The sequence below is a fragment of the Roseateles sp. GW835-FHT13E02 genome (assembly GCF_058794035.1).
Map to the genome: position 1 here is coordinate 143,623 of NZ_JBXAGJ010000010.1, position 19,137 is coordinate 162,759.

The 19,137-nt window shown below is 67.4% G+C and carries 15 protein-coding genes; 13 read left to right on the top strand and 2 right to left on the bottom strand.

Annotation, left to right across the window (positions count from 1 at the left end):
* The first annotated feature begins 281 nt into the window (after positions 1-281).
* Positions 282-3,272: a reprolysin-like metallopeptidase gene (locus tag AC1Q6P_RS11925; RefSeq protein WP_492664760.1), complete on the top strand. Its 2,991-nt coding sequence runs from the start codon at positions 282-284 to the stop codon at positions 3,270-3,272.
* 196 nt (positions 3,273-3,468) lie between these two features.
* Here AC1Q6P_RS11925 and AC1Q6P_RS11930 read toward each other — a convergent pair whose 3' ends face one another.
* Positions 3,469-4,098 carry a glutathione S-transferase family protein gene (locus tag AC1Q6P_RS11930; protein WP_102768460.1) on the bottom strand — a complete coding sequence of 210 codons (630 nt, stop codon included), beginning with the start codon at positions 4,096-4,098 and terminating at the stop codon, positions 3,469-3,471.
* A gap of 196 nt (positions 4,099-4,294) precedes the next feature.
* Between AC1Q6P_RS11930 and AC1Q6P_RS11935 the strand changes: the two genes are divergently transcribed.
* The 6 genes from AC1Q6P_RS11935 to AC1Q6P_RS11960 all read left to right on the top strand — a co-directional run bounded on the left by AC1Q6P_RS11935 (position 4,295) and on the right by AC1Q6P_RS11960 (position 9,854).
* Positions 4,295-5,185 carry a class I SAM-dependent methyltransferase gene (locus tag AC1Q6P_RS11935; RefSeq protein WP_171827161.1) on the top strand — a complete coding sequence of 297 codons (891 nt, stop codon included), beginning with the start codon at positions 4,295-4,297 and terminating at the stop codon, positions 5,183-5,185.
* Positions 5,186-5,247: 62 nt separating this feature from the next.
* Positions 5,248-5,826, top strand: coding sequence for a cytochrome b (locus AC1Q6P_RS11940; RefSeq protein WP_492664759.1), 579 nt, complete (start codon positions 5,248-5,250; stop codon positions 5,824-5,826).
* Positions 5,827-5,907: 81 nt separating this feature from the next.
* Positions 5,908-6,798 carry a serine hydrolase gene (locus tag AC1Q6P_RS11945; RefSeq protein ID WP_492664758.1) on the top strand — a complete coding sequence of 297 codons (891 nt, stop codon included), beginning with the start codon at positions 5,908-5,910 and terminating at the stop codon, positions 6,796-6,798.
* Between the two features lie 28 nt (positions 6,799-6,826).
* Positions 6,827-7,387 (top strand): GNAT family N-acetyltransferase, encoded by a 561-nt coding sequence (locus tag AC1Q6P_RS11950; protein WP_492664757.1) that lies wholly within the window; start codon positions 6,827-6,829, stop codon positions 7,385-7,387.
* 161 nt (positions 7,388-7,548) lie between these two features.
* Positions 7,549-8,724, top strand: a complete 1,176-nt coding sequence (locus AC1Q6P_RS11955; protein ID WP_492664756.1) for a YjgN family protein — start codon at positions 7,549-7,551, stop codon at positions 8,722-8,724.
* Positions 8,721-9,854 (top strand): M48 family metallopeptidase, encoded by a 1,134-nt coding sequence (locus AC1Q6P_RS11960; RefSeq protein WP_492664755.1) that lies wholly within the window; start codon positions 8,721-8,723, stop codon positions 9,852-9,854. The genes AC1Q6P_RS11955 and AC1Q6P_RS11960 overlap by 4 nt, the downstream gene beginning before the upstream one ends.
* A 27-nt stretch (positions 9,855-9,881) precedes the next feature.
* Here the strand turns inward: AC1Q6P_RS11960 and AC1Q6P_RS11965 are convergent, their stop codons facing one another.
* Positions 9,882-13,547, bottom strand: coding sequence for an alpha-1,6-glucosidase domain-containing protein (locus AC1Q6P_RS11965; protein ID WP_492664754.1), 3,666 nt, complete (start codon positions 13,545-13,547; stop codon positions 9,882-9,884).
* Between the two features lie 454 nt (positions 13,548-14,001).
* Here AC1Q6P_RS11965 and purB point away from each other — a divergent pair, with 454 nt between their 5' ends.
* From purB to AC1Q6P_RS11995, 6 genes are all read left to right on the top strand, one after another.
* Complete coding sequence (purB, locus tag AC1Q6P_RS11970) at positions 14,002-15,387, top strand: adenylosuccinate lyase (protein ID WP_492664753.1); 1,386 nt, start codon at positions 14,002-14,004, stop codon at positions 15,385-15,387.
* A gap of 166 nt (positions 15,388-15,553) precedes the next feature.
* On the top strand, positions 15,554-16,264 hold the full coding sequence (locus AC1Q6P_RS11975) for a VPLPA-CTERM sorting domain-containing protein (RefSeq protein ID WP_492664752.1): 711 nt from the start codon (positions 15,554-15,556) through the stop codon (positions 16,262-16,264).
* Positions 16,265-16,972: 708 nt separating this feature from the next.
* The gene (locus tag AC1Q6P_RS11980; RefSeq protein WP_492666024.1) at positions 16,973-17,338 is read left to right on the top strand and encodes a DUF1801 domain-containing protein; all 366 of its coding nucleotides are present in this window, start codon (positions 16,973-16,975) and stop codon (positions 17,336-17,338) included.
* Positions 17,339-17,342: 4 nt separating this feature from the next.
* Entirely contained in the window at positions 17,343-17,858 is a 516-nt protein-coding gene (locus tag AC1Q6P_RS11985) for a GNAT family N-acetyltransferase (RefSeq protein ID WP_492666023.1), read from the top strand.
* Positions 17,855-18,403, top strand: coding sequence for a GNAT family N-acetyltransferase (locus tag AC1Q6P_RS11990; protein ID WP_492666022.1), 549 nt, complete (start codon positions 17,855-17,857; stop codon positions 18,401-18,403). The genes AC1Q6P_RS11985 and AC1Q6P_RS11990 overlap by 4 nt, the downstream gene beginning before the upstream one ends.
* A 58-nt stretch (positions 18,404-18,461) precedes the next feature.
* A complete protein-coding gene (locus AC1Q6P_RS11995; RefSeq protein ID WP_492666021.1) occupies positions 18,462-19,106 on the top strand; it encodes a flavin reductase family protein in 645 nt (214 codons plus the stop codon).
* Positions 19,107-19,137 lie beyond the last annotated feature (31 nt).

Here is a 19,137-nt window from a genome sequence, read left to right on the forward strand (position 1 = left end):
CGCGGGGCTTCTCCCGCCCCGGCCGCCCCTTCGGCCACCACGCCGCAACACAGGGCCAGCAGACACAAACGCCAGGGCATACCCGGCCGGCGCATACGCACACTCATGAGGATTGACCCTCTATACAGCTCAAGAGCTTGTCATCTATCTTCGTGCACTTGTTCACGGGCTGTCGCATGGCCGGTCCTCGGAAATCTTGCGTTACTGAGTTTTCGAGGTGGATCGCACCCGCGCATCACCCCCACGAACCCCAGCCAGTTTGCCCCGAAAAAGGACACCACATGAAACTGCCTCCGTCTTCCCAGCTCCGCCGCCAACGCGGCAGCATCCTGGCCTTGAGCATGGCCTTGGCCGGCACCATTGCCGCCCCCGCCGCTTTGGCCGCCCCGGCAGCTCGCAGCAGCGGCCTGACCGCCAGCGCCAACCAACCCACCGGCGCCTTCTGGCAAGAAGCCAAGGTCAGCAAGGCCAAGGTCTCGGCCAAGGGCGCTGTGCCCTATGTCCAGCCCACCAAGTTCCGCGCCACCACGCTGGACCGCAACGGCATGGCCGCCTTCGCGGCCGGCGCGCCGCTGGAGCGCACCACCGCCGGCCAGCTGAGCCCGCTGACCATCTCCCTGCCGCACCCCGACGGCGGCTTCCAACGCTTCACCCTGGTCGAATCGCCGGTGATGGAGCAGGCCCTAGCCGACAAGCACCCCGAGATCAAGACCTACGCCGGCCGCGGCATCGATGACCCCAAGGCCACCGTGCGCATGGACATGACACCTCATGGCCTGCACGCCTCGGTGCGCACGCCCAAGGGCAACTGGTACATCGATCCCTACTTCCACCAGGACGACAGCGTCTACGCCAGCTATCACAGCCGCGATCTGCCCAAGCCCAGCAACAGCCTGCGCGAGCCCCTGCTGAATGAAGCGCACATTGACCTGACCCGCGGCTTCTACCATGCGGGCGATGCCGTGGAAGTGCGCGGCTTCGGCTTCGTTCCTGGCGCCACCGTGACCATCACCGTGCGCAACCCCGAGACCGACAGCAGCGCCCGCCAGACCCTGACCGTCGTGGCCGATCAAGAAGGCACGGTGAGCACCTCGGTGCAAGCCGATCCTTCGCGCAACCTCGGTGCCTACGAAGTCAGCGCCAGTGACGGCCACACCACCGCCACCGCCGCCTACCATGTGGTGGATGAGTCGAAGAGCCCCACGGCCGCCTCGGGCACTCAGCTGCGCACCTACCGCCTGGCCCTGTTGTCTGACCCCGGCTATGCCAACTTCCACGGCGCCGCCAATGTGACGGCCGCCAAGGTCACGCTGATCAACCGCGTCACGCAGGTCTACGAAGACGAGACAGCGATCCGTCTGGTGCTGGTCGCCAACAACGATGCACTGAACCTGAACACTGCCGCGCAGTTCTCCGACCCCAACGGTCCTTGCGGCGGCACGGCCTGCTTCCCCTCGACCAGCGTCAGCTGCACCTCGGCCACCCTGACGCGCACGCGCCAGGTCATCGGTCTGCTTGTGGGCGCCAGCAACTTCGACATCGGCCACATCGGCGTCGGCGCCGGCGGTGGCGGCATCGCCAGCCTCGGCGTGGTTGGCGGCAGCGCCAAGGCACAGGGCTGCACGGGCCTGCCAACACCCGTGGGTGACGTGTTCGCCGTGGACTACGTGGCTCACGAAATGGGCCACCAGTTCGCCGGCAACCACACCTTCAACGGCGTGAGCGGCAGCTGCACCGGCGGCAACCGCAACCCAGGCACCTCGGTGGAGCCGGGTTCCGGCTCCTCCATCATGGCCTACGCAGGCATCTGCAGCACCGACAATCTGCAGCCGCACAGCGACGCCTACTGGTCGCAGCGCAGCTTCGATGAAATCATGGCCTACACGACCAGCGCCGAAACCGTGATCAGCGAAAGCCAGATGGCCGTGCTGCGCGGCTTCAACGCCAACGGCCTGCAATTCCAACTGCGCTATGCCGGCAACACCTCGGCCGCCATCGTCCGCGGTACCAACTTCACCACCTCCGGCATCAAATCGGCGCTGGAATCCATGCCGGGCTGGCCCAGCGGCGGCACCGTCACCGTCAGCTCGCTGACCGACAACGCCTTCACACTGAGTTTCGGCGGCACCCTGGCCGGCACCAACCTGCCCACCGTGGAGCTGGTCAATGCCTCCGCCGGTGTGACGGGTTACGTAGGTGAAATCGCAGCGGGCGGTCAAACCAACCGCCGCGGCAACCAAAGCGCCACTGGCAACAGTGCGCCGGTCGTCAGCGCCCCGGCGGCCTACACCATCCCGGTGCGCACGCCCTTTGCCCTGACCGGCAGCGCCAGCGATGCCGAAGGCGACACCCTGACCTATCTGTGGGAACAAAACGACCGCGGCGCCGCCACCGGCACCGGACTGCTGACCAATGGCAAGACCAATGGCCCGCTGTTCCGCCAGTTCGGCCTGCGCGCCGAGGTCACCGAAGCCGACACGGTCAAGTACAACTCGCCTGGCGAGAACCTGGTGTCGAGCAACCCGACCCGGGTGTTCCCGGATCTGGCGCAGATCCTGGCCAACAACACCAATGCCGAAACCGGCGCCTGCCCGACGGTCTCCGGCACCGCCACGGGCGCACAGATCGACTGCTACTCGGAGTATCTGCCGACGGCAGCGTACGTCGGCTTCGCAGGCACCAACGCCAGCCCGGCCTCGCTGAACTTCCGCCTGACAGCACGTGACGGTCGCGGTGGTGTCAGCAGCGCCAACACCCAGCTGGTGCTGGCACCCAATGCTGGCCCCTTCCTGGTGACCTGGCCCAACACGGCGCAACAGCTGAACAGCGGCACGGCCTACACCGTGACCTGGAGCGTGGCCAACACCGATGTGGCACCGGTCAACGCCAGCCAGGTGAAGATCAGCCTGTCCACCGACGGCGGCTACACCTACCCGCATGTGCTGGCCGCTGCCGTGCCCAACAACGGCAGCCGCTCGGTCACCCTGCCGGTGCTGGCCGCAGAGAAGGCCCGCATCAAGGTGGAAGCCGTGGACAACGTCTTCTTTGACGTCTCCAACGCCGACTTCAGCATCAAGCTGTACGGCGATGCCAACGGTGACGGCAGCATCAGCTGCGCCGACCTGTCCATCGTGCGCGCCTCCCTGGGCAAGCGCGTCGGTCAGCCCGGCTTCGACCCGCGCGCCGACATCACCGGCGACGGCGTGGTCGACATCCGCGATATGGTGGCCGTTTCCAAGAACGTGCCCCAGTCGGAGACCTGCAACAAGTAAGTCCTTCGCCTCGCTCAGCGCCGCAGCCCTCGGGCATGCGGCGCCTCAAGGCAGCCAGCCCCGCACTGTCTTCAAGCGGGGCTTTTTCATGCCCGCTTCAAACCAGTACCACCAGCCACAGCCATGCCCGCTCAGGGCAAGAAAAAAGGGCCTTGCATCTGCAAGGCCCTTGTTGTTCCTGAATCGAATGCGCCGGTCAGGCGGCCGGTGGCGCTGTGTCGACAAAGCTCGGGCGGGTGCTGAGCTTGTCGAAGTGGCGAGCTAGGTGGGCGTGCTCGCTGCGCCAGTCGAGGGCGGGAAAGCGGAAATCCAGATAGCCCAGGGCGCAGCCCACGGCGATGTCGGCCAGCGAGAAATGCGTGCCCGAGCACCAGGCGCGCTCGCCCAGGCCCTGGTTCATGGCCACCAGGGCGGCGTGGACCTTGCCCATCTGGCGCTCAACCCAGGCGGCGCTGCGCTGCTCGGGCGTGCGGCCGGCCCAGTGCTCTTCCAGCCGGGCGGCCACGCAGGCATCGAGCACGCCATCGGCCAGGGCCTCCCAGGTGCGCACCTCGGTGCGCTCGCGGCCGCGCTCGGGAATCAGCTTGCCCACGGGAGACAGGGTGTCCACGTACTCGACGATCACACGCGAGTCGAACACCGCGCCGGTGATCGAGTCCTGGCCTTCCATGACCAGGCAGGGCACCTTGCCCAGGGGATTCATCTTCAGAATGGCGTCACTGGCCCAAACGTCTTCGAGCAGGAACTGATAGTCGAGCTTTTTCTCGGCCATCACGATGCGCACTTTGCGAACGTAGGGACTGGTGAGTGAACCGATCAATTTCATAGCGTGTACAAGCCTCTCGGATTCATTCTAGCCATGGGACTGTTGCAGCAAAGCCTGTACAAACCGGCTGGACTCGGGCAGGCAAGGCAGGCCATGAGGCCCACAGCATCGCCGCGCGGCCTGCGAACCGAGCCTCGGAAATAACGGTAAAAATGCCGCCACCAGAAAAGCCGCAACACCAGAGAGGGAGCGCGACATGAGCGCAGCAGCCGCACCCCACCCCATGCCCGGCGAGACCGCCGCGCACGAGCGCCAGCAAGCCTTGCAAGAGAGCTTCGGCAGCCAGGCCGGCGGCGTGGCTGCGGTGTTCTCGAGCAAGGCGGGCGACTATCTGGCCGCCCGCCCCAACTACCCTGCCGAGCTGCTGCTGCACCTGCACGACCGGCTGCCGGCAGCGAGCGCGGGCCTGGGTCCACAACAGGCCCATGTGGTGGATCTGGGCGCGGGCAGCGGGCAGTTGACGGCCGGCTTGTTGCAACAGGGCTTGCGCGTGACAGCGGTGGAGCCCAGCGCGGACATGCGGGCTCTGGCCGTACAGCGCCTGGGCCAACAGGCCGGATTCGCGGCGAGCGCAGGCACGGCCGAAGCCACCGGCCTGCCCAGCGGATGTGCCGACCTGATCACGGCCGCCCAGGCATTCCACTGGTTCGAGATCGGAGCCGCCCGGCGGGAATGCCTGCGCCTGCTCAAACCCAAGGCCGAAGTGGCCTTGATCTGGAACGACCGCCGCAGCGAAGACCCCACGCAAGAAGCGCTCGATGCCTTGTTTGACGAATTTGGTGGCGCGCGCCGACAGGCGCAAAAGCAGCATATGAACCGCCAGGGCGATCTCCATGAGCGCGCCGGTCTGGCCGCCTTCTTTGCAGGCCCCGTGCCCGCCAGCCGACACTGGGACCACGAGCACCAGCTGGATCCAGCGGGCTTGCTGAGCCTGGCGTTCTCTCGCTCCTACATCCCAGCCCGAGACAGCGCGGAGGGTCAGGTCTTGACCCAGCGCCTGGGCGAGCTGTTCGCGCGCTTTGCGCAGCAAGGCCGCCTGACCATGAGCTACCGCTGCCTGGCCGTGATCGGTCGGCCACATGGTTGAAGCCGGCGCCAAGATCACCGCGCTCCTGACGTTCCCCCTTCCCTCCCTGCGACCCAAGTGCCATGAACCCACAAACGATCCTCGAACACAACTCAGCGCCTCTGAGCGCACCCACCCGCGCCCTGCACTGGATTCTGGCGCTGGCCATGATCGGCCTCACCGCCGTGGGCCTCTACATGGCCGAGTTCGAGGCCTGGGCGCTGTATCCCATCCACAAATCCATCGGTCTGCTGGTGCTGCCCCTGGCGCTGGCGCGCGCGGCCTGGCGGCTCAAGGAAGGCTGGCCGCCCGCTGCCAGCCCGGCCACCGCCCTGCAGCAAACCCTCGCGAAAGCGGTCCATGGCCTGCTGCTGCTCTGCACCCTGGCCATGCCCATCAGCGGCATGACCTTCTCGGGCGCCAGTGGCCACGGCTTCGGCATCTTCGGCCTGACCCTGATGCACCACAACGAGGATCCGCAGCGACCGGGTCAGGTCTTGCCCTTGCACGAGGGCCTGAGCCAACTGGCGCAAAGCGTTCACAGCGCCCTGGGCTATCTGCTGATCGCCCTGCTCTTACTCCATGTCGTGGGCGCGATCAAGCACCATCTGCTGGACCGCGATGCCACCCTGCTGCGCATGCTGGGCCGCAGCGAGCGCTGAACCCCAACGGCGCGGGCGATCGCGCGCAGAATGGCGGGCTGACGCGCTGCTTTTCTGCGCCCCTTTCTGATTTGTTGTCGCATGTCCTCTTCGTCCCTCGCCCGCCGCCGCCTCTTCACGCTTTGGGGGTTCTCTGCCCTGGCGGCCCCAGGCCTGTTCCTCACACCCGCTGCGGCCAAGCCGGCCCGCCCAGCGGCCACTGCTGATAGCGCGCCGGCCTTTCAGCTGCCCGTCAACGCCCGCCATGCCATGGTGCTGGAGAACGGCAGCGGCAAGGTCTTGATGGCCAAGGATGCCGACACCCAGGTGCCCATCGCCTCGCTGACCAAGCTGATGACGGCCATGGTGGTGCTGGACGCCAAGGCCGACCTGAAGGCGCGCATCCGCATCCAGCGCGAGGACGTGGACACCCTCAAGTACAGCCCATCACGCGTGCCGGTGGGGGCACAGATGACACGCGGCGCAGCGCTGCACCTGGCCCTGATGTCTTCGGACAACCGCGCTGCCGCCGCCCTGGCCCGCACCCTGCCGGGCGGACTGCCGGCTTTTGAGCAGGCAGTGCAGGCCAAGATCCGCGCGCTGGGACTGACGCGCACCGAGATTGCCGAGCCAACCGGCCTGTCCGCCCGCAACCGCTCCACGGCGAGCGAGATGGCCAAGATCACCGCCGCCGCCGCGCGTTACCGGCAGATCAGCAAGCTCAGCAGCGACCTGAAGGAAAAGGTGCTGATCAACGGCCGGCCGGTCGAATTCCGCAACACCAACCGCCTGGTCGGCCGCAAGGGCTGGGACATCCGCTTGTCCAAGACCGGCTACACCGAAGAAGCCGGTCGCTGCCTGGCCTTGCGCATGAAGGATAAGGCGGGCCGCGATGTGACCCTGGTCTTGCTGGACGCCGATGGCTCGGCCGAGCGCCTGGCCGACGCGGCCAAGATCCGCAAGTCCTTGGAACGAAGCCCCAAGAACGGTTGAGCACCCCCGACGAAAGCGAAAGCCCTGCATGAACCCCAGCACGTCTTCCAGCCAACCACCCGCCCGCCGGGTGCTGCTGCGCCCGGTCACCGAAGATGACCTGCCACGGTTGGCGGCCCAGGCGGGTGATCTGCGGGATCGCACGGAGTTCGAAGGCTCCATGCTGCGCAGTCCGCAGTTCTTCAAGAAGCGCTTTGCCGAAGACGGCTTCTCCAGCAACGAGGCCGAGCGCCTGGTCATCTGCGAGGCCGAGAGCGGCGAGCCGATCGGCTCTGCCTCGCATTTCCTGGCCCACCGCTACTCCAGCGCCCGCGAGCTGGGCTGGAAGATCGACGACCCCGCCCGCCGTGGCCAAGGCTGGGGCACGGCCGCCGCGCGCGCCCTGATCGACCATGTGTTTCATAACTTCGAGGTCCACCGTGTCTGCGCCGCGCTGGCGCCGGGCAATCTGGCTTCGCGCCGGGTGGCCGAGAAAGCGGGCTTGCAGTTCGAGGGCCGGCTACGCGGCGTGATCTTCATCAACGGCCTCTACCTCGACAGCGAGGTCTTCGGCCTGCTGCGGCCGGAATGGCTGGCGCGCCGCAGCTGAAGCTGGCGCGCGCCCTCGGGCAGACCCTGTCCCTCTGAAGAGGGGGTGGCTTGCCGCCCCACAGGCGCGCGGGCACACTGCCGGCGCTTCGCGCGCGCGAGGATGCAAACCAGGAACAAGCGCCTTCGCTCGAAAGGCCGCACCGAGGGAGAGGACCCGCCATGCTTGAACTGCCCGACGCCGCCTGCGTCTACGCACCCACGCCCGCCGCCGACGCGGCGGCCCGGCCGCAGACCCTGAAGATCCAGTTCACCGGCAGTGGCAGTGAGTACTTCCGCATCTGGATCGTCAACCTGCTGCTGACCTTGGTGACCCTGGGGCTCTACCTGCCCTTCGCCAAAGTGCGGCGCCTGCGCTACTTCTACGCCAACACCCGTGTCGGCGGCCAGGCCCTGAGCTTTCATGGCCGGCCCTGGCCGATGTTCCGCGGCTTTGTACTGCTGCTCCTGCTGGGCGGCGCCTACGGTCTGGCCGGGCATTTTTCGCCGGTCGCTGGCGTGCTGGCTTATCTGCTGCTGTGCGCGCTCTGGCCGGCACTCTGGCGATCGGGCCTGCAGTTCCGACTGGGCAACACGCGCTGGCGCGGCCTGCGCCTGAGCTTTCAGGGCGACCTGGCCGGCGCCTACAAGGCGGTGGCGCCGCTCTACATCCCCGCCATGATGTTGATGACCGGCAGCGCCTGGCAGGCCTGGAATGACCCCATGGACCAAACAGGGCCAGGTGCCATGGTCGGTATGGTGGGTTTACTCGGCATGGTCCTGCTCAGCCCCTACTTCATGGCCCGCATCAAGCGCTACCAGCATGAGGGCTACGGCTACGCCGATCAGCGCGGGCAGTTCCAAGTGGGCACGGGAAGGTTCTACGGCCTGGTGCTCAAGGGCCTGCTGCTGTCCCTGCTGCCCCTGGCCATGGCCATCGGGATAGCCGTCGGCCTGGTGATGCTGCTGAAGCCCAGCGGAGCGGTGAATCCAGCCATCGGCCTGGGCATCGCGCTGTTGGCCTATCTGCTTTATTTCATGATGATCGGACCCTACTTCTCCGCCCGCATGCAGAACCTCGTCTGGTCGGGCACACGCAGCGAGCGTCTGGAGTTCCACAGCCGACTGAGCTTTCGCAGCCTGCTCTGGCTGACCCTGGTCAACTGGCTGCTCACCGCCCTGACGCTGAGCCTGTACCGCCCCTTCGCCGCCATCCGCACAGCACGGCTGCGCCTCGAGGCCGTGTCCCTGGAAGTGCATGGGGATATCGAAGCGTGGCGCGCGCAGGCGCAAGAAGCCCACAACGATACCAGCGGCGAGGCCGCCGGTGACTTCTTCGGCTTTGACATGGGATGGTGAGTCCGCCCCTCTCACCCCCGTCCTGGCGCGGGGAGCCGCGTCTGCGCGCGCAATGGTTTGATGGCCGCAGCGCCCAGGCCCAGCCTGTCTGGGCCTGGCTTGGCGAGGACGGACGCTGGCTGTGTCTGCAAGCGGCGGCAGACCCTTCGCATGCGCCCCTAGCGGCCGTGCTGGCCTGCCATGCCGCACGCGAGGTGGTCTGGCCCGAACGCCTGCGCCATGGCGAGCGCCAGGCCCTGCTGCCCGACGGCAGCATGCTTTGCGAGGACCCGGCCGACGAGGGCCGCCAACGCTGGGATGCCTGGGCGCAGGCCTCCGGCCTGCGCGACAGCCTGACCGTGCGCAGCATGCGCAGCTGGCGCCTGGTCGGCGTGAGCGTGCTGCTGAGTGCGGGCCTGCTCGCATCGGCCTGGGTCTGGGGCATTCCCTGGGTCGCGCAACAAACTGCGGCCCTGGTCCCAACCGCCATAGAACAGCAGATCGCCAGTGAGGCGCTGGACCATGTCGACCGCATGTGGCTCAAGCCCAGCACGTTGAGCGAGGCGCGGCGGGAGGAGATCACACGGCGCCTGGCCGCGGCCGTGCGCCGCGACGAGATCCTGCGTGCCGGGCTGGAGCCGCAGGCCGCCGCCTTGCCGGCCTACCGCCTGCATTTCCGTGCCGGCCCCAAGGCCCTGGGGCCCAATGCCTTTGCCCTGCCCGGCGGCGATATCGTGCTGACCGATGCCCTGGTCGAGCTGGCCGAGGGCGAGCCCGACATCATCACCGGCGTGCTGGCCCATGAACTGGGCCATGTGCGCCACCGCCACGGCATGCGCCTGGTGCTGCAAGCCGGCATGGTGGCCGGCGTAAGCGGGCTGCTGGTCGGTGATTTTTCGGCCTTGCTGGCCGGGCTACCGGCCTGGCTGGCGCAGGCCGATTACTCGCGCGAGTTCGAACGCGAGGCCGATCTGCACGCCCGCCAGATGCTGCAAGCAGCCGGCATCTCACCGCGAGTGATGGTGCGCTTTTTCGAGCGCCTCGATGCTTATCAAAAGCAGCAGGGCCGGGACAAGTCGCCCTTGCCCATGGCCTTCGCCAGCCATCCAGCGAACGCCGAACGCATCGCCTTCTTCAACGCGGCGCCTTGACGAAACAGCGCCGCGCTGAGGGCGCCCTCAAGGCCGCACGAACACCACCGCCGTGCGCGCCGGCAGGCTCAGCACACCGCTGGCCGCATCAAAGCTGGCCTGGCGGGCGCGCGCATCGGCCGCACCCGCTGCCAGATGCACCGGGTGCAGCTGTAGGGCATGGCCGAGCAAGCCAGGCACCGTCAGCTGCTTGGCCTGCTTGTCCACATTGATGGCGTAGACCAGCTCCTGGAAGCCGGCGCCGGCATAGCCCTGGCCGTCGATCTGACCGATCAGCACCGTGGCCTCCTGGGCGGAGCCGGTGTTGTGGAACTTGAGCCGGGCCTTGATGTCCGCCGCCGTGCGCAGGCGCAAGAGGCTGCTACTCTTGCGGATGGCCAGCAGGTCGCGGAAGACATCGCGCGTCCAGGCGATGTCGGCCGCGGCAGGCTTGATCAGCGGGTCGGCCAGCAGCGGGCGCAGCAGCGGCCAGTTGTCGCCGTTGTCGCGCTGCGGCGGCAGGCCGACGCCGAAGTTGTTGTCGGCATAGCTCCAGTCCAGGCGGTTGAACCAGTCGCCCGAGTCATAGCTGTTGCGGTCCATGGACTTGCTGCGCAAGGTGTCCACGCCGGCATGGAAGTAGGCCACACCCTGGCTGAAGGCATTGATGGCCATGCCCAGCGCCTGCACGCGGGCGCGGTCCTCGCGGCTGGTGCCGGCGGGCAGCTTGAAGACGTTGTTATCAAACAGGCTGGCGTTGTCGTGGTTCTCCACATAATTGACCACCTCGCCGGGCTCCAGCACATAGCCGGCCGGCAGGCCACCGACATTGATCTGCTCCAGGCGCAGATTGGCATCCCAGCTGGTCTGCAGCTCGTAGCTGCGGATGGAGCCGGCCAGCGAGGCCTTGATCTGGTCGCCATGCCACATCAGGTCGCCCCGGGTCTTGCCGCCGCCGAAGGCATTGGCGTCGTAGAACAGGCCGTTGATGAAGCCCTGGTTGGCCAACTGGTTGTTGCCGCTGTCGAAGGAGCTGCCGCCGCGCACGGCGTCGCGGATGAAGGGGTTGAAGCTGCCGATGCCGGTGCCGTTCAGGCCCAGCATATCGGCCTGCACAAAGCGGGCGCCATTGGCCACCTCGCCGAAGTTCCAGCCCTCGCCGAGGATCTGCACCGGGCGGCCGCTGGCGCGTTCGACCGCGGCCTTGAGGTCCACCATCACCGAGCGCGGATGGTGGCCCATGATGTCGAAGCGCAGCGAGCTGATGTGATAGTCACGCACCCAGACGATGGCCGAGTCGATCATCAGCTTGGCCATCATGCGGTTCTCGGCCGCGGTGTTTTCGCAGCAGGTGGAGCGCTCGATGCCGCCGCTGGCATTCAGGCGGTGGTAGTAGCCGGGCACCACTTTGTCCAGCACCGAGGCGCTGTTCAGGCCCGAGGCACTGGTGTGGTTGTAGACCATGTCCATGCCCACGCGCAGGCCGGCGGCGTTGAGCGCCTGCACCATGCGGCGGAACTCGACGATGCGCGCGGCCGGGTCGGCCACGCTGCTGGCGTAACTGCCTTCCGGCGCGGTGAAGTGGTAGGGGTCGTAGCCCCAGTTGAAGCAGTCGATGCCGGCCGTGGCGCTGACCAGGGCCTGCTGGCTCTCGCCGTTGGCGCTGCCGCTGGGATTGGGCGTCACGCAGCCTTTCTCCGGCACGCTGGCGATGTCGAAGACCGGCAGCAGATGGACATCCGTGAGCCCGCTCTGGGCCAGAGCGCGCAAATGCTTCATGCCGTTTGAGTTGCCCTCGGCAAAAGCCAGGTACTTGCCGCGCTTGTCGGCCGGCACGGTCGGGTCGTTGACCGAGAAGTCGCGCACATGCAGCTCGTAGATGCTCATGTCCGGCGTGGCCTGCACCGTGGTGGGCGGCTGGCTGGCGTCCCAGCCGGCGGGCTTGAAGGCGGCGCTTTGCAGATCGGCCACCACGCTTTGCTGGCTGCCCAGGGTCAGGGCCAGGGAATAGGGGTCGGTGACCAGGCTGCGCACCAGACCGACGCCGCGCACAAACACCGTCACGGCATAGCGGTAGCTGCGGCCATTCAGCTCGCCGGCCAGGCTGGCGCTCCAGGCGCCGGTGGCCGGGTCACGCTGCAGGTCCACCGTCTGGCTGCGGCTCAGGAAGGGGTTGCTGCTCGGGGCGGTGACGATCACTTGCACGGCCTGGGCCGTGGGCGCCCAGAGCTTGAACTGGGTGCGGCCGTTCTTGACCGTCGCGCCGTAGTCGTTCACCTCGGCGGCAGCGCTGTAGAGGTCGTCAAGCGCGCCGGCGATCTGCGCGGTGCTGGCGTTCTGCACCTGGCCGGCTGCGTTTTCCTGCACCAGCACCAGCTGCTGGGTGTGCAGCTGCGGCAGGCGCGGCAGATCGGCCTCGCGCACCTGGAACACACCGCCTGCGGCCACGTACTTGAAGCGCAGGGCCTCGGCCGCCGGCACATTGCCGCTGAAGGCATCGAGGGTGATGGCGCCATCGGCACCGCTGACCGGTGCATCCTTGGCCACCACGATCTGGCCGGTGGCCGAGTGATAGAGCTTGACCACCGTGCCGGCCGGCGCGGAGGCTGCGAACACACGCGGCCATTGCAGCAGGCGGCGGTTGAGCCAGACGGCGCGGGCGTCGCTGCTGGAGACCGAGCGCAGATCGGGCGGTGCGGTGTAGACGGTGGCGTCCTGCTGCACCAGCCAGATCTCGCCGACCTGGTTCTGGATCTTCAGGCCGGCGTAATCGACGCGGATGTTGTTGTCGCGGCCGTCCTTGTCGTTCTGGTTCGGCGCCATGCCATGGATGATGAATTCCAGGGCCTTGCGGCTGGCATCGTCACGCGGGTTGAGCACGGGGATGTCGAAGACGATCTCGCCCGCGCCGGCCGCATGGCCCGGCATGGCGTTGAAGGCCACGGGCGCGCCCCATTGGTCGATGGGCAGGCCGGCGGGCAGCGCGGCGACATTCAGGCCGCTGCCGTTCCAGAGATGCAGGCCCCAGCTGCTGTAGCCACCGTCGAAGCGCTGGTAGTGCACGCGCACGGTGTGCAGATTCGGCACAGGCAGGCCCAGCGGGTTGCTGGTGTAAGTGACGTTGTCGCCCTCGACCCGCCAGATCTCGTTGGCGCCGGGCTTGAGCACATAGCTCTGGTCGGCACCACCCCAGTCCTTCCAATCGCCCTTGTGCAGCAGGTAGCCGACCGTGCCGCTGTCGGCGGCAAGGGGCACGTCGTAGATGGCGCCGAAGTCGTCGCTGCCGCTGGCGTTCCAGCCGCTGTTCCAGGCCGGGCTTTGCGCCGCGCCCCAGCTGTGCAGCTGCCAGCCGCTGGTGTCGCCATCGGCTCGGCGGTAGTGCACGCGCAGCGAGGTGCCGGCTTCCGTGGCCACGCGGGCGGCAGCGGCCTTGACACGGCTGCTGGGCTGCACGGCGGGTGTGGCGGGCACCGAGGGCACCGGAATCAGCACCGTGGTGTTGGCATCGATGACCCGCGGGCCGGCACCGGCCAGCCCCTCGGGGGCCGCGGCCGTTGCAGCGGCCGCGGCCTGGCTCATGGACGAGGGCCCGGCCTCCTCGGCCTGACCGCCGCCACAGGCGCTCAAGACCACGCAGGCCAGGCCCACGCAAACGCCGCGGGCCTGATGAGCCAACCACCGGGCCGCGCGGCCCCAATCCAGGTGCATACCCATGTCTGTTCTTCCTTGCGTTCGAGGAGAGCCGCGCGCAGAGCATCGGGCGCGCCATCTGGCCGCTCACTCGCCCTCGCACCGTGCGCCCACCACCGGGCCACGAGCGTGGCTGGTTCAGGCAGCGCGATGCTAGTGAAGTAAAACTACATTCGATAGCTGGTGATTTCCCGGTATTTATTCACGATGAAAACAATATTTGTAGTCAAAGTACGAGATCAAAAGCGCGAGTCGCTGCAGAGATTTGACACCACGCGGGAGGCAGGCACGCGGTTTTCATCGCCCTGTCATCGCCGGTTAAAATCTGCGGGTTTTTCCTGAGCCGGTGGCGGCGCGCGCCCTTCTTTGTTTGACGACGGGTGAGCGCGTTTCGCTGCAGCAGTCTGGCCGGCCGGAAGCTCAGCGCCCTCTGCACCTCCCCCTCATCAGCCCTGGCGGCCCGCAGCCGCCCACTGCCATGACCACCCAGTCCAACGCCTCGCTCTCCTCGATCAGCGCCCTCTCGCCCCTGGATGGCCGCTACGCCGCACGCGTGGCGCCGCTGCGCCCGCTGCTGTCCGAGTACGGCCTGATGCACCGCCGCGTGCAGGTCGAAGTCGAGTGGTTCATCGCCCTGTCCGACGCCGGCTTTGCCGAGTTCAAGCCCTTGAGCGAGGCCGCTCGCGGCCTGCTGCGCGGCCTGGTGGCCCGCTTCTCGGAAGCTGATGCGCAAGCGATCAAGGACATCGAGAAGACCACCAACCACGACGTCAAGGCGGTCGAGTACTGGCTCAAAGCCCGCTTCGACGCCAGCGCCGAGCTGAAGGCGGCCGGCGAGTTCGTGCACTTCGCCTGCACCAGCGAAGACATCAACAACACCAGCCACGGCCTGATGCTCAAGGCAGCGCGCCAGGACGTGCTGCTGCCCACGGTGGACCGCATCATCGCCAAGCTGGGCGAGATGGCCCATGCCACCGCCGCCACGCCCATGCTCAGCCGCACGCACGGCCAGACCGCCAGCCCCACCACCGTGGGCAAGGAGATCGCCAACGTCGTGGCCCGCCTGCGCACGGCGCGCAGCCGCATCGCCGAGGTGAAACTGCTGGCCAAGATGAACGGCGCCGTCGGCAACTACAACGCCCACCTGAGCGCCTGGCCCGAGTTCGACTGGGAAGCGTTCAGCCAGCGCGTGATCGAAGGCCAGCTGGGCCTGAGCTTCAACCCCTACACCATCCAGATCGAGCCGCACGACTACATGGCCGAGCTGTTCGACGCGACCACACGCCTGAACACCATCCTGATCGACTGGTCACGCGATGTCTGGGGTTATGTCTCGCTGGGTTACTTCAAGCAGCGCACCAAGGCCGGCGAAATCGGTTCCTCGACCATGCCGCACAAGGTCAACCCGATCGACTTCGAAAACGCCGAGGGCAATTTCGGCCTGGCCAATGCCTTGCTGACCCACCTGAGCCAGAAGCTGCCCATCAGCCGTTGGCAGCGTGACCTGACCGACTCCACTGTGCTGCGCAATATGGGCGTGGCCATCGGCTATGCCGTGCTGGGCTATGAATCCCTGCTCAAGGGCCTGGACAAGCTGGAGCTGAACGAAGCCGCCCTAGCGCAAGACCTGGACAGCGCCTGGGAAGTGCTGGCCGAGCCCATCCAGACCGTGATGCGCCGCTATGCCCTGCCCAACCCCTACGAGCGCCTGAAGGAGCTGACCCGCGGCAAGGCCATCACGGCCGAATCGATCCGCGAGTTCATCACCGGCCTGGAACTGCCGGACGCCGAAAAGACCCGCCTGCTGGCCATGACCCCAGGCAGCTACACCGGCAAGGCCGAAGAGCTGGCGCGCCGCATCTGAGCCTGAACCGCTCGCGCCGTGCAAGGCCCGCCACCCGGGCTTTCACCGATCACCAGCGCCCTCCGGGGCGCTTTTTTCTGGGTGTCTTTCCGTAGTGTCGTCGCCGCGCTCGGTGCCATGATGCCGCGTCTGCTTGCTTCACAGCGCCACCCCGGGAGGTATCGCCATGCGTCAGCTGCGTCAATGTCTGAGCCTGACTGCCCTGCTGTTGTGCAGCACCGGGCTGTGGGCCCAGAGCTTCAGCAACCTCGACTTTGAGGCCGCGAACCCGGCCGCAGGCCCGGGTCCGGCCCCCGGCCTGCTGAGCTGGGCTGCCGCTGCACCGGACTGGAGCCACGGCGGAATCGGGGGAAGCGGCGGCAATGGTGACGCCGACTATGTCTACCAGGACCTGCCCCATGTCGGGATCAGCCCCTGGTACGCCTTGCTCGATCGCGAGGCGGGCTCGAACGTGCTGCAGGGGCGCTACAGCCTGTCCTTTGCCAGCGGCCATGCCTCGAGCCTGGACCCGAACTCCGCCTGGGTGCCGGCCTACCTGAGCCAGACCGCCCTGATTCCGCTGGACACACGCTCGCTGCAATGGCTGGGCACAAGCCCGCTGCAGCTGTTCGTGAACGGGCAAGCGCTCACGGGCGTGGCTGGCGCTACAGCCCACGCCTGGGCCGCCGACCTCTCGGCCTATGCCGGACAGATCGCCGAGCTGCGCTTCCAGAACATGGCCCTGAGTCCGCAAGTACCGGTGACCCTGGACGGCATCGCCTTCTCAACGGTGGCCGTGGTGCCTGAACCCGCTTCGGTGTGGCTGCTGCTGGGTGGATTGGCCGGACTCATGGGCATCCAGCGACGCCAACATGCCGCACAGCATGCCATGGACTAGGCCCTGCAGCCCGTGCCGCCACCGGGCTCATGGTTCCGGGGTCGGCCCTGACGGGCCGACTTCCCTGCGCTGCTCGCACCTCGGGGCTGGCGCATAACTCACTCCGCTCCCTGCGTTCGCTTCGTTCAGACAGAAGCGCCAAGTCAGAACTTGAAGCGCACGTGTACGTGCGCGCCCCGAGGCGCTGTGCTGCTCGGCCCTGCACAAATCGCCCGGCAGCGGCACGGGCTGCAGGGCGCTTGCATCGCGATCGATCTGCCCCTCGTCGGTGGAGAACGCCATCTTCGGAGGCGGCTCGGCCCGCCGACGGGCGATTTGTGCGCGGCCGAGGGCGCAGCGGAGCGGCTCAGGCGCGCGTACCCGCGCGCTTCAAGCTCTGACTCGGCGCCACTGTTTGACCACAGTGAGCGCAGCGAACGGAGGGAGTTTGGCGCCGCTGAGCCGCGGAGCGAGCACCGAGGGGAGTCGGCTCGCAGAGCCGACCCGCGAACCATGAGTCCGGCGGCGGGCCGAGACACCGCAGCGAGAATGCGCAGCATGATCTGTCGGCATGACCGATCCAAGGTTTTGGCGGCCCGCAGTTCGACGGCCACCCCGCATTTCGGGACGATCTGAACGACCATGCCGCCGCGGCATCAGGCTGCTGCCACCCCGTTGGCAAGAGCCATTGACTAGCATTCAAACTCCACAGACCACCGGAGCTCCGACATGGCCGCTCGATCAATCGAACATTGGCTCGATGACATCCGCCTGCTGAACGAAGACGGCCACAGCATCGCGCTGGCCGTGCGCGCCCTGATGAAGCGTGAGTTCAAGCCTTTGGCGGAGGAGATCAAGTACGGCGGCATCTTGTTTGCGTCTGGATCGCAGCATTTCTGCGGCCTGTTCGTCTACAAGGCGCATGTCTCGGTCGAATTCGGGCAGGGCGCGGCCATGCCGGATGAGCACGGTCTGCTCGAAGGCAGCGGCAAGCTGCGCCGCCACCTCAAGCTGCAGCGCCTCGCCGACATCGAGGCCAAGCAGCTGGCGCACTACCTGAAGCTCGCCCATCATCAAGCGGCTCAGGCATCATGACGACATGCTGAGCACTGCACGCTTGACCCTGCGCCCTTTCACCCCGGCAGACGCTGGCTTCATGCTGCGCCTGCTCAACGAGCCCAGCTGGTTGCGCTACATCGGCGACCGGGGCGTACACACCCTGGCCGAGGCCGAACGCTATCTGGAGCAAGGCCCACTGGCCAGCTATGCCCAGCATGGTTTCGGCTTCGAGGCCGTGGTCTTGCACGAGACCGGCGAGACCGTGGGCCTGTGCGGCTTGGCCCAGCGCGAGTATCTGGACGCGCCCGACATCGGCTTTGCCTTTCTGCCCGAACACGCCGGCCGCGGCCTGGCCTTCGAGGCCGCGAGCGCGGCGATGGCGCATGCGCACGGCCCCCTGGGCCTGCGCCGCATCCTGGCCACCACGCGCGAGGACAACCAGGCTTCGCAGAAGCTGCTGAGCAAGCTGGGCCTGCAGTTCGAGCGCCGGATCCGCAGCGCCGATGGCAGCCGCGAGCTGCTGCTCTACGCCTGGCAGGAGAGCCCTTCGCCATGAGCCCGGCCCGCATCACGCTGCGCCCCTCCGAGCTCGCCCGCGACCGCGAGGCCCTGCGGCAGCTGAACAGCGAGTACATGAGCTGGGTGATGGGCCAGCTGCAGCAGCATCTGGCCTTGTCCACCGAGCAAGCCCTGGGCATGCCCCTGGACGACTACATCGATCTGCATCTCGATGAAATCTGTCAGCCACGGGGCGGGCGCTTTTACCTGGCCTACATCGGTGACGAGCTGGCTGGCATGGGCGGCTTGCGCGCCTTGACGCCGGAGCTGGGCGACCTCAAGCGCATCTACCTGCGCCCGACCCACCGTGGCCAAGGCCTGGGCGACGTCCTGGTCAGGCAGCTGATCGGCGATGCCCGCAGCCTGGGCTTGCAGCGGCTCTGCCTGGACTCCGCGCCCTTCATGAGCTCGGCCCACCAGCTCTACCGCCGCCACGGCTTCCGCGACTCCGGGCCCTACCCGGGCGCAGAAGTGCCCGAGCACATGCACCCGGGCTGGTGCTTCATGACGCTGGATTTGAGCGGATCGCAAGAAGCGGGCTGACGGCTCGCCTGGCCGAGGCAAGACTGGTGGCTCCACCGAGCACCCGGAGCCCAAAGCCATGCACCGCACGATCGAACCTGCCATCCACTACTGGGGCACGCCCGTCGTCCTGATCAGCAGCCTGAACGAAGACGGCAGCGCCAACTTGGCACCCATGTCCTCGGCCTGGTGGTTGGGCTGGAGCTGCATGCTGGGCCTGGATGCCAGCTCGCAGACCTTGCTGAACCTGCAGCGCCAGCGCGAATGCGTGCTGAACCTGGCGAGCGCCGCCAATGCCGAGGCCGTCAACCGCCTGGCCTTGTGCACCGGCACGCCCCAGCTGCCCCCGCACAAGCAATGGCTGGGCTACCGCCATGTGGCGGACAAGTTCGGCGAGGCCGGCTTGAGCGCCCAGCCCTCGGAGCAGGTGGCGCCGCCACGCGTGCGCGAATGCCAGGTGCAGCTGGAGGCCCAGGTCGTGGACATCCGCCCCTTCGGCACGCAGGACCCGCGCCTGCCCATCGCCAGCTGCATGGTCGAGCTGCGCCTGCTGCGCGCCCATGTGGACGAGGCCATTCTGCAAGACCCGCAGTCAGAGCGCATAGCCCCTGCGAAGTGGCAACCGCTGCTGATGAAGTTCCGCGGCCTGTACAGCGGTGAACGCGAAGCCCTGCCCTCGCGCCTGGCCCATGGACCGGAAGAGCGCTACGCCCCGTGGAAGTAGCAGCCAGCCGCCTGAACTGGGACTGCGAGCG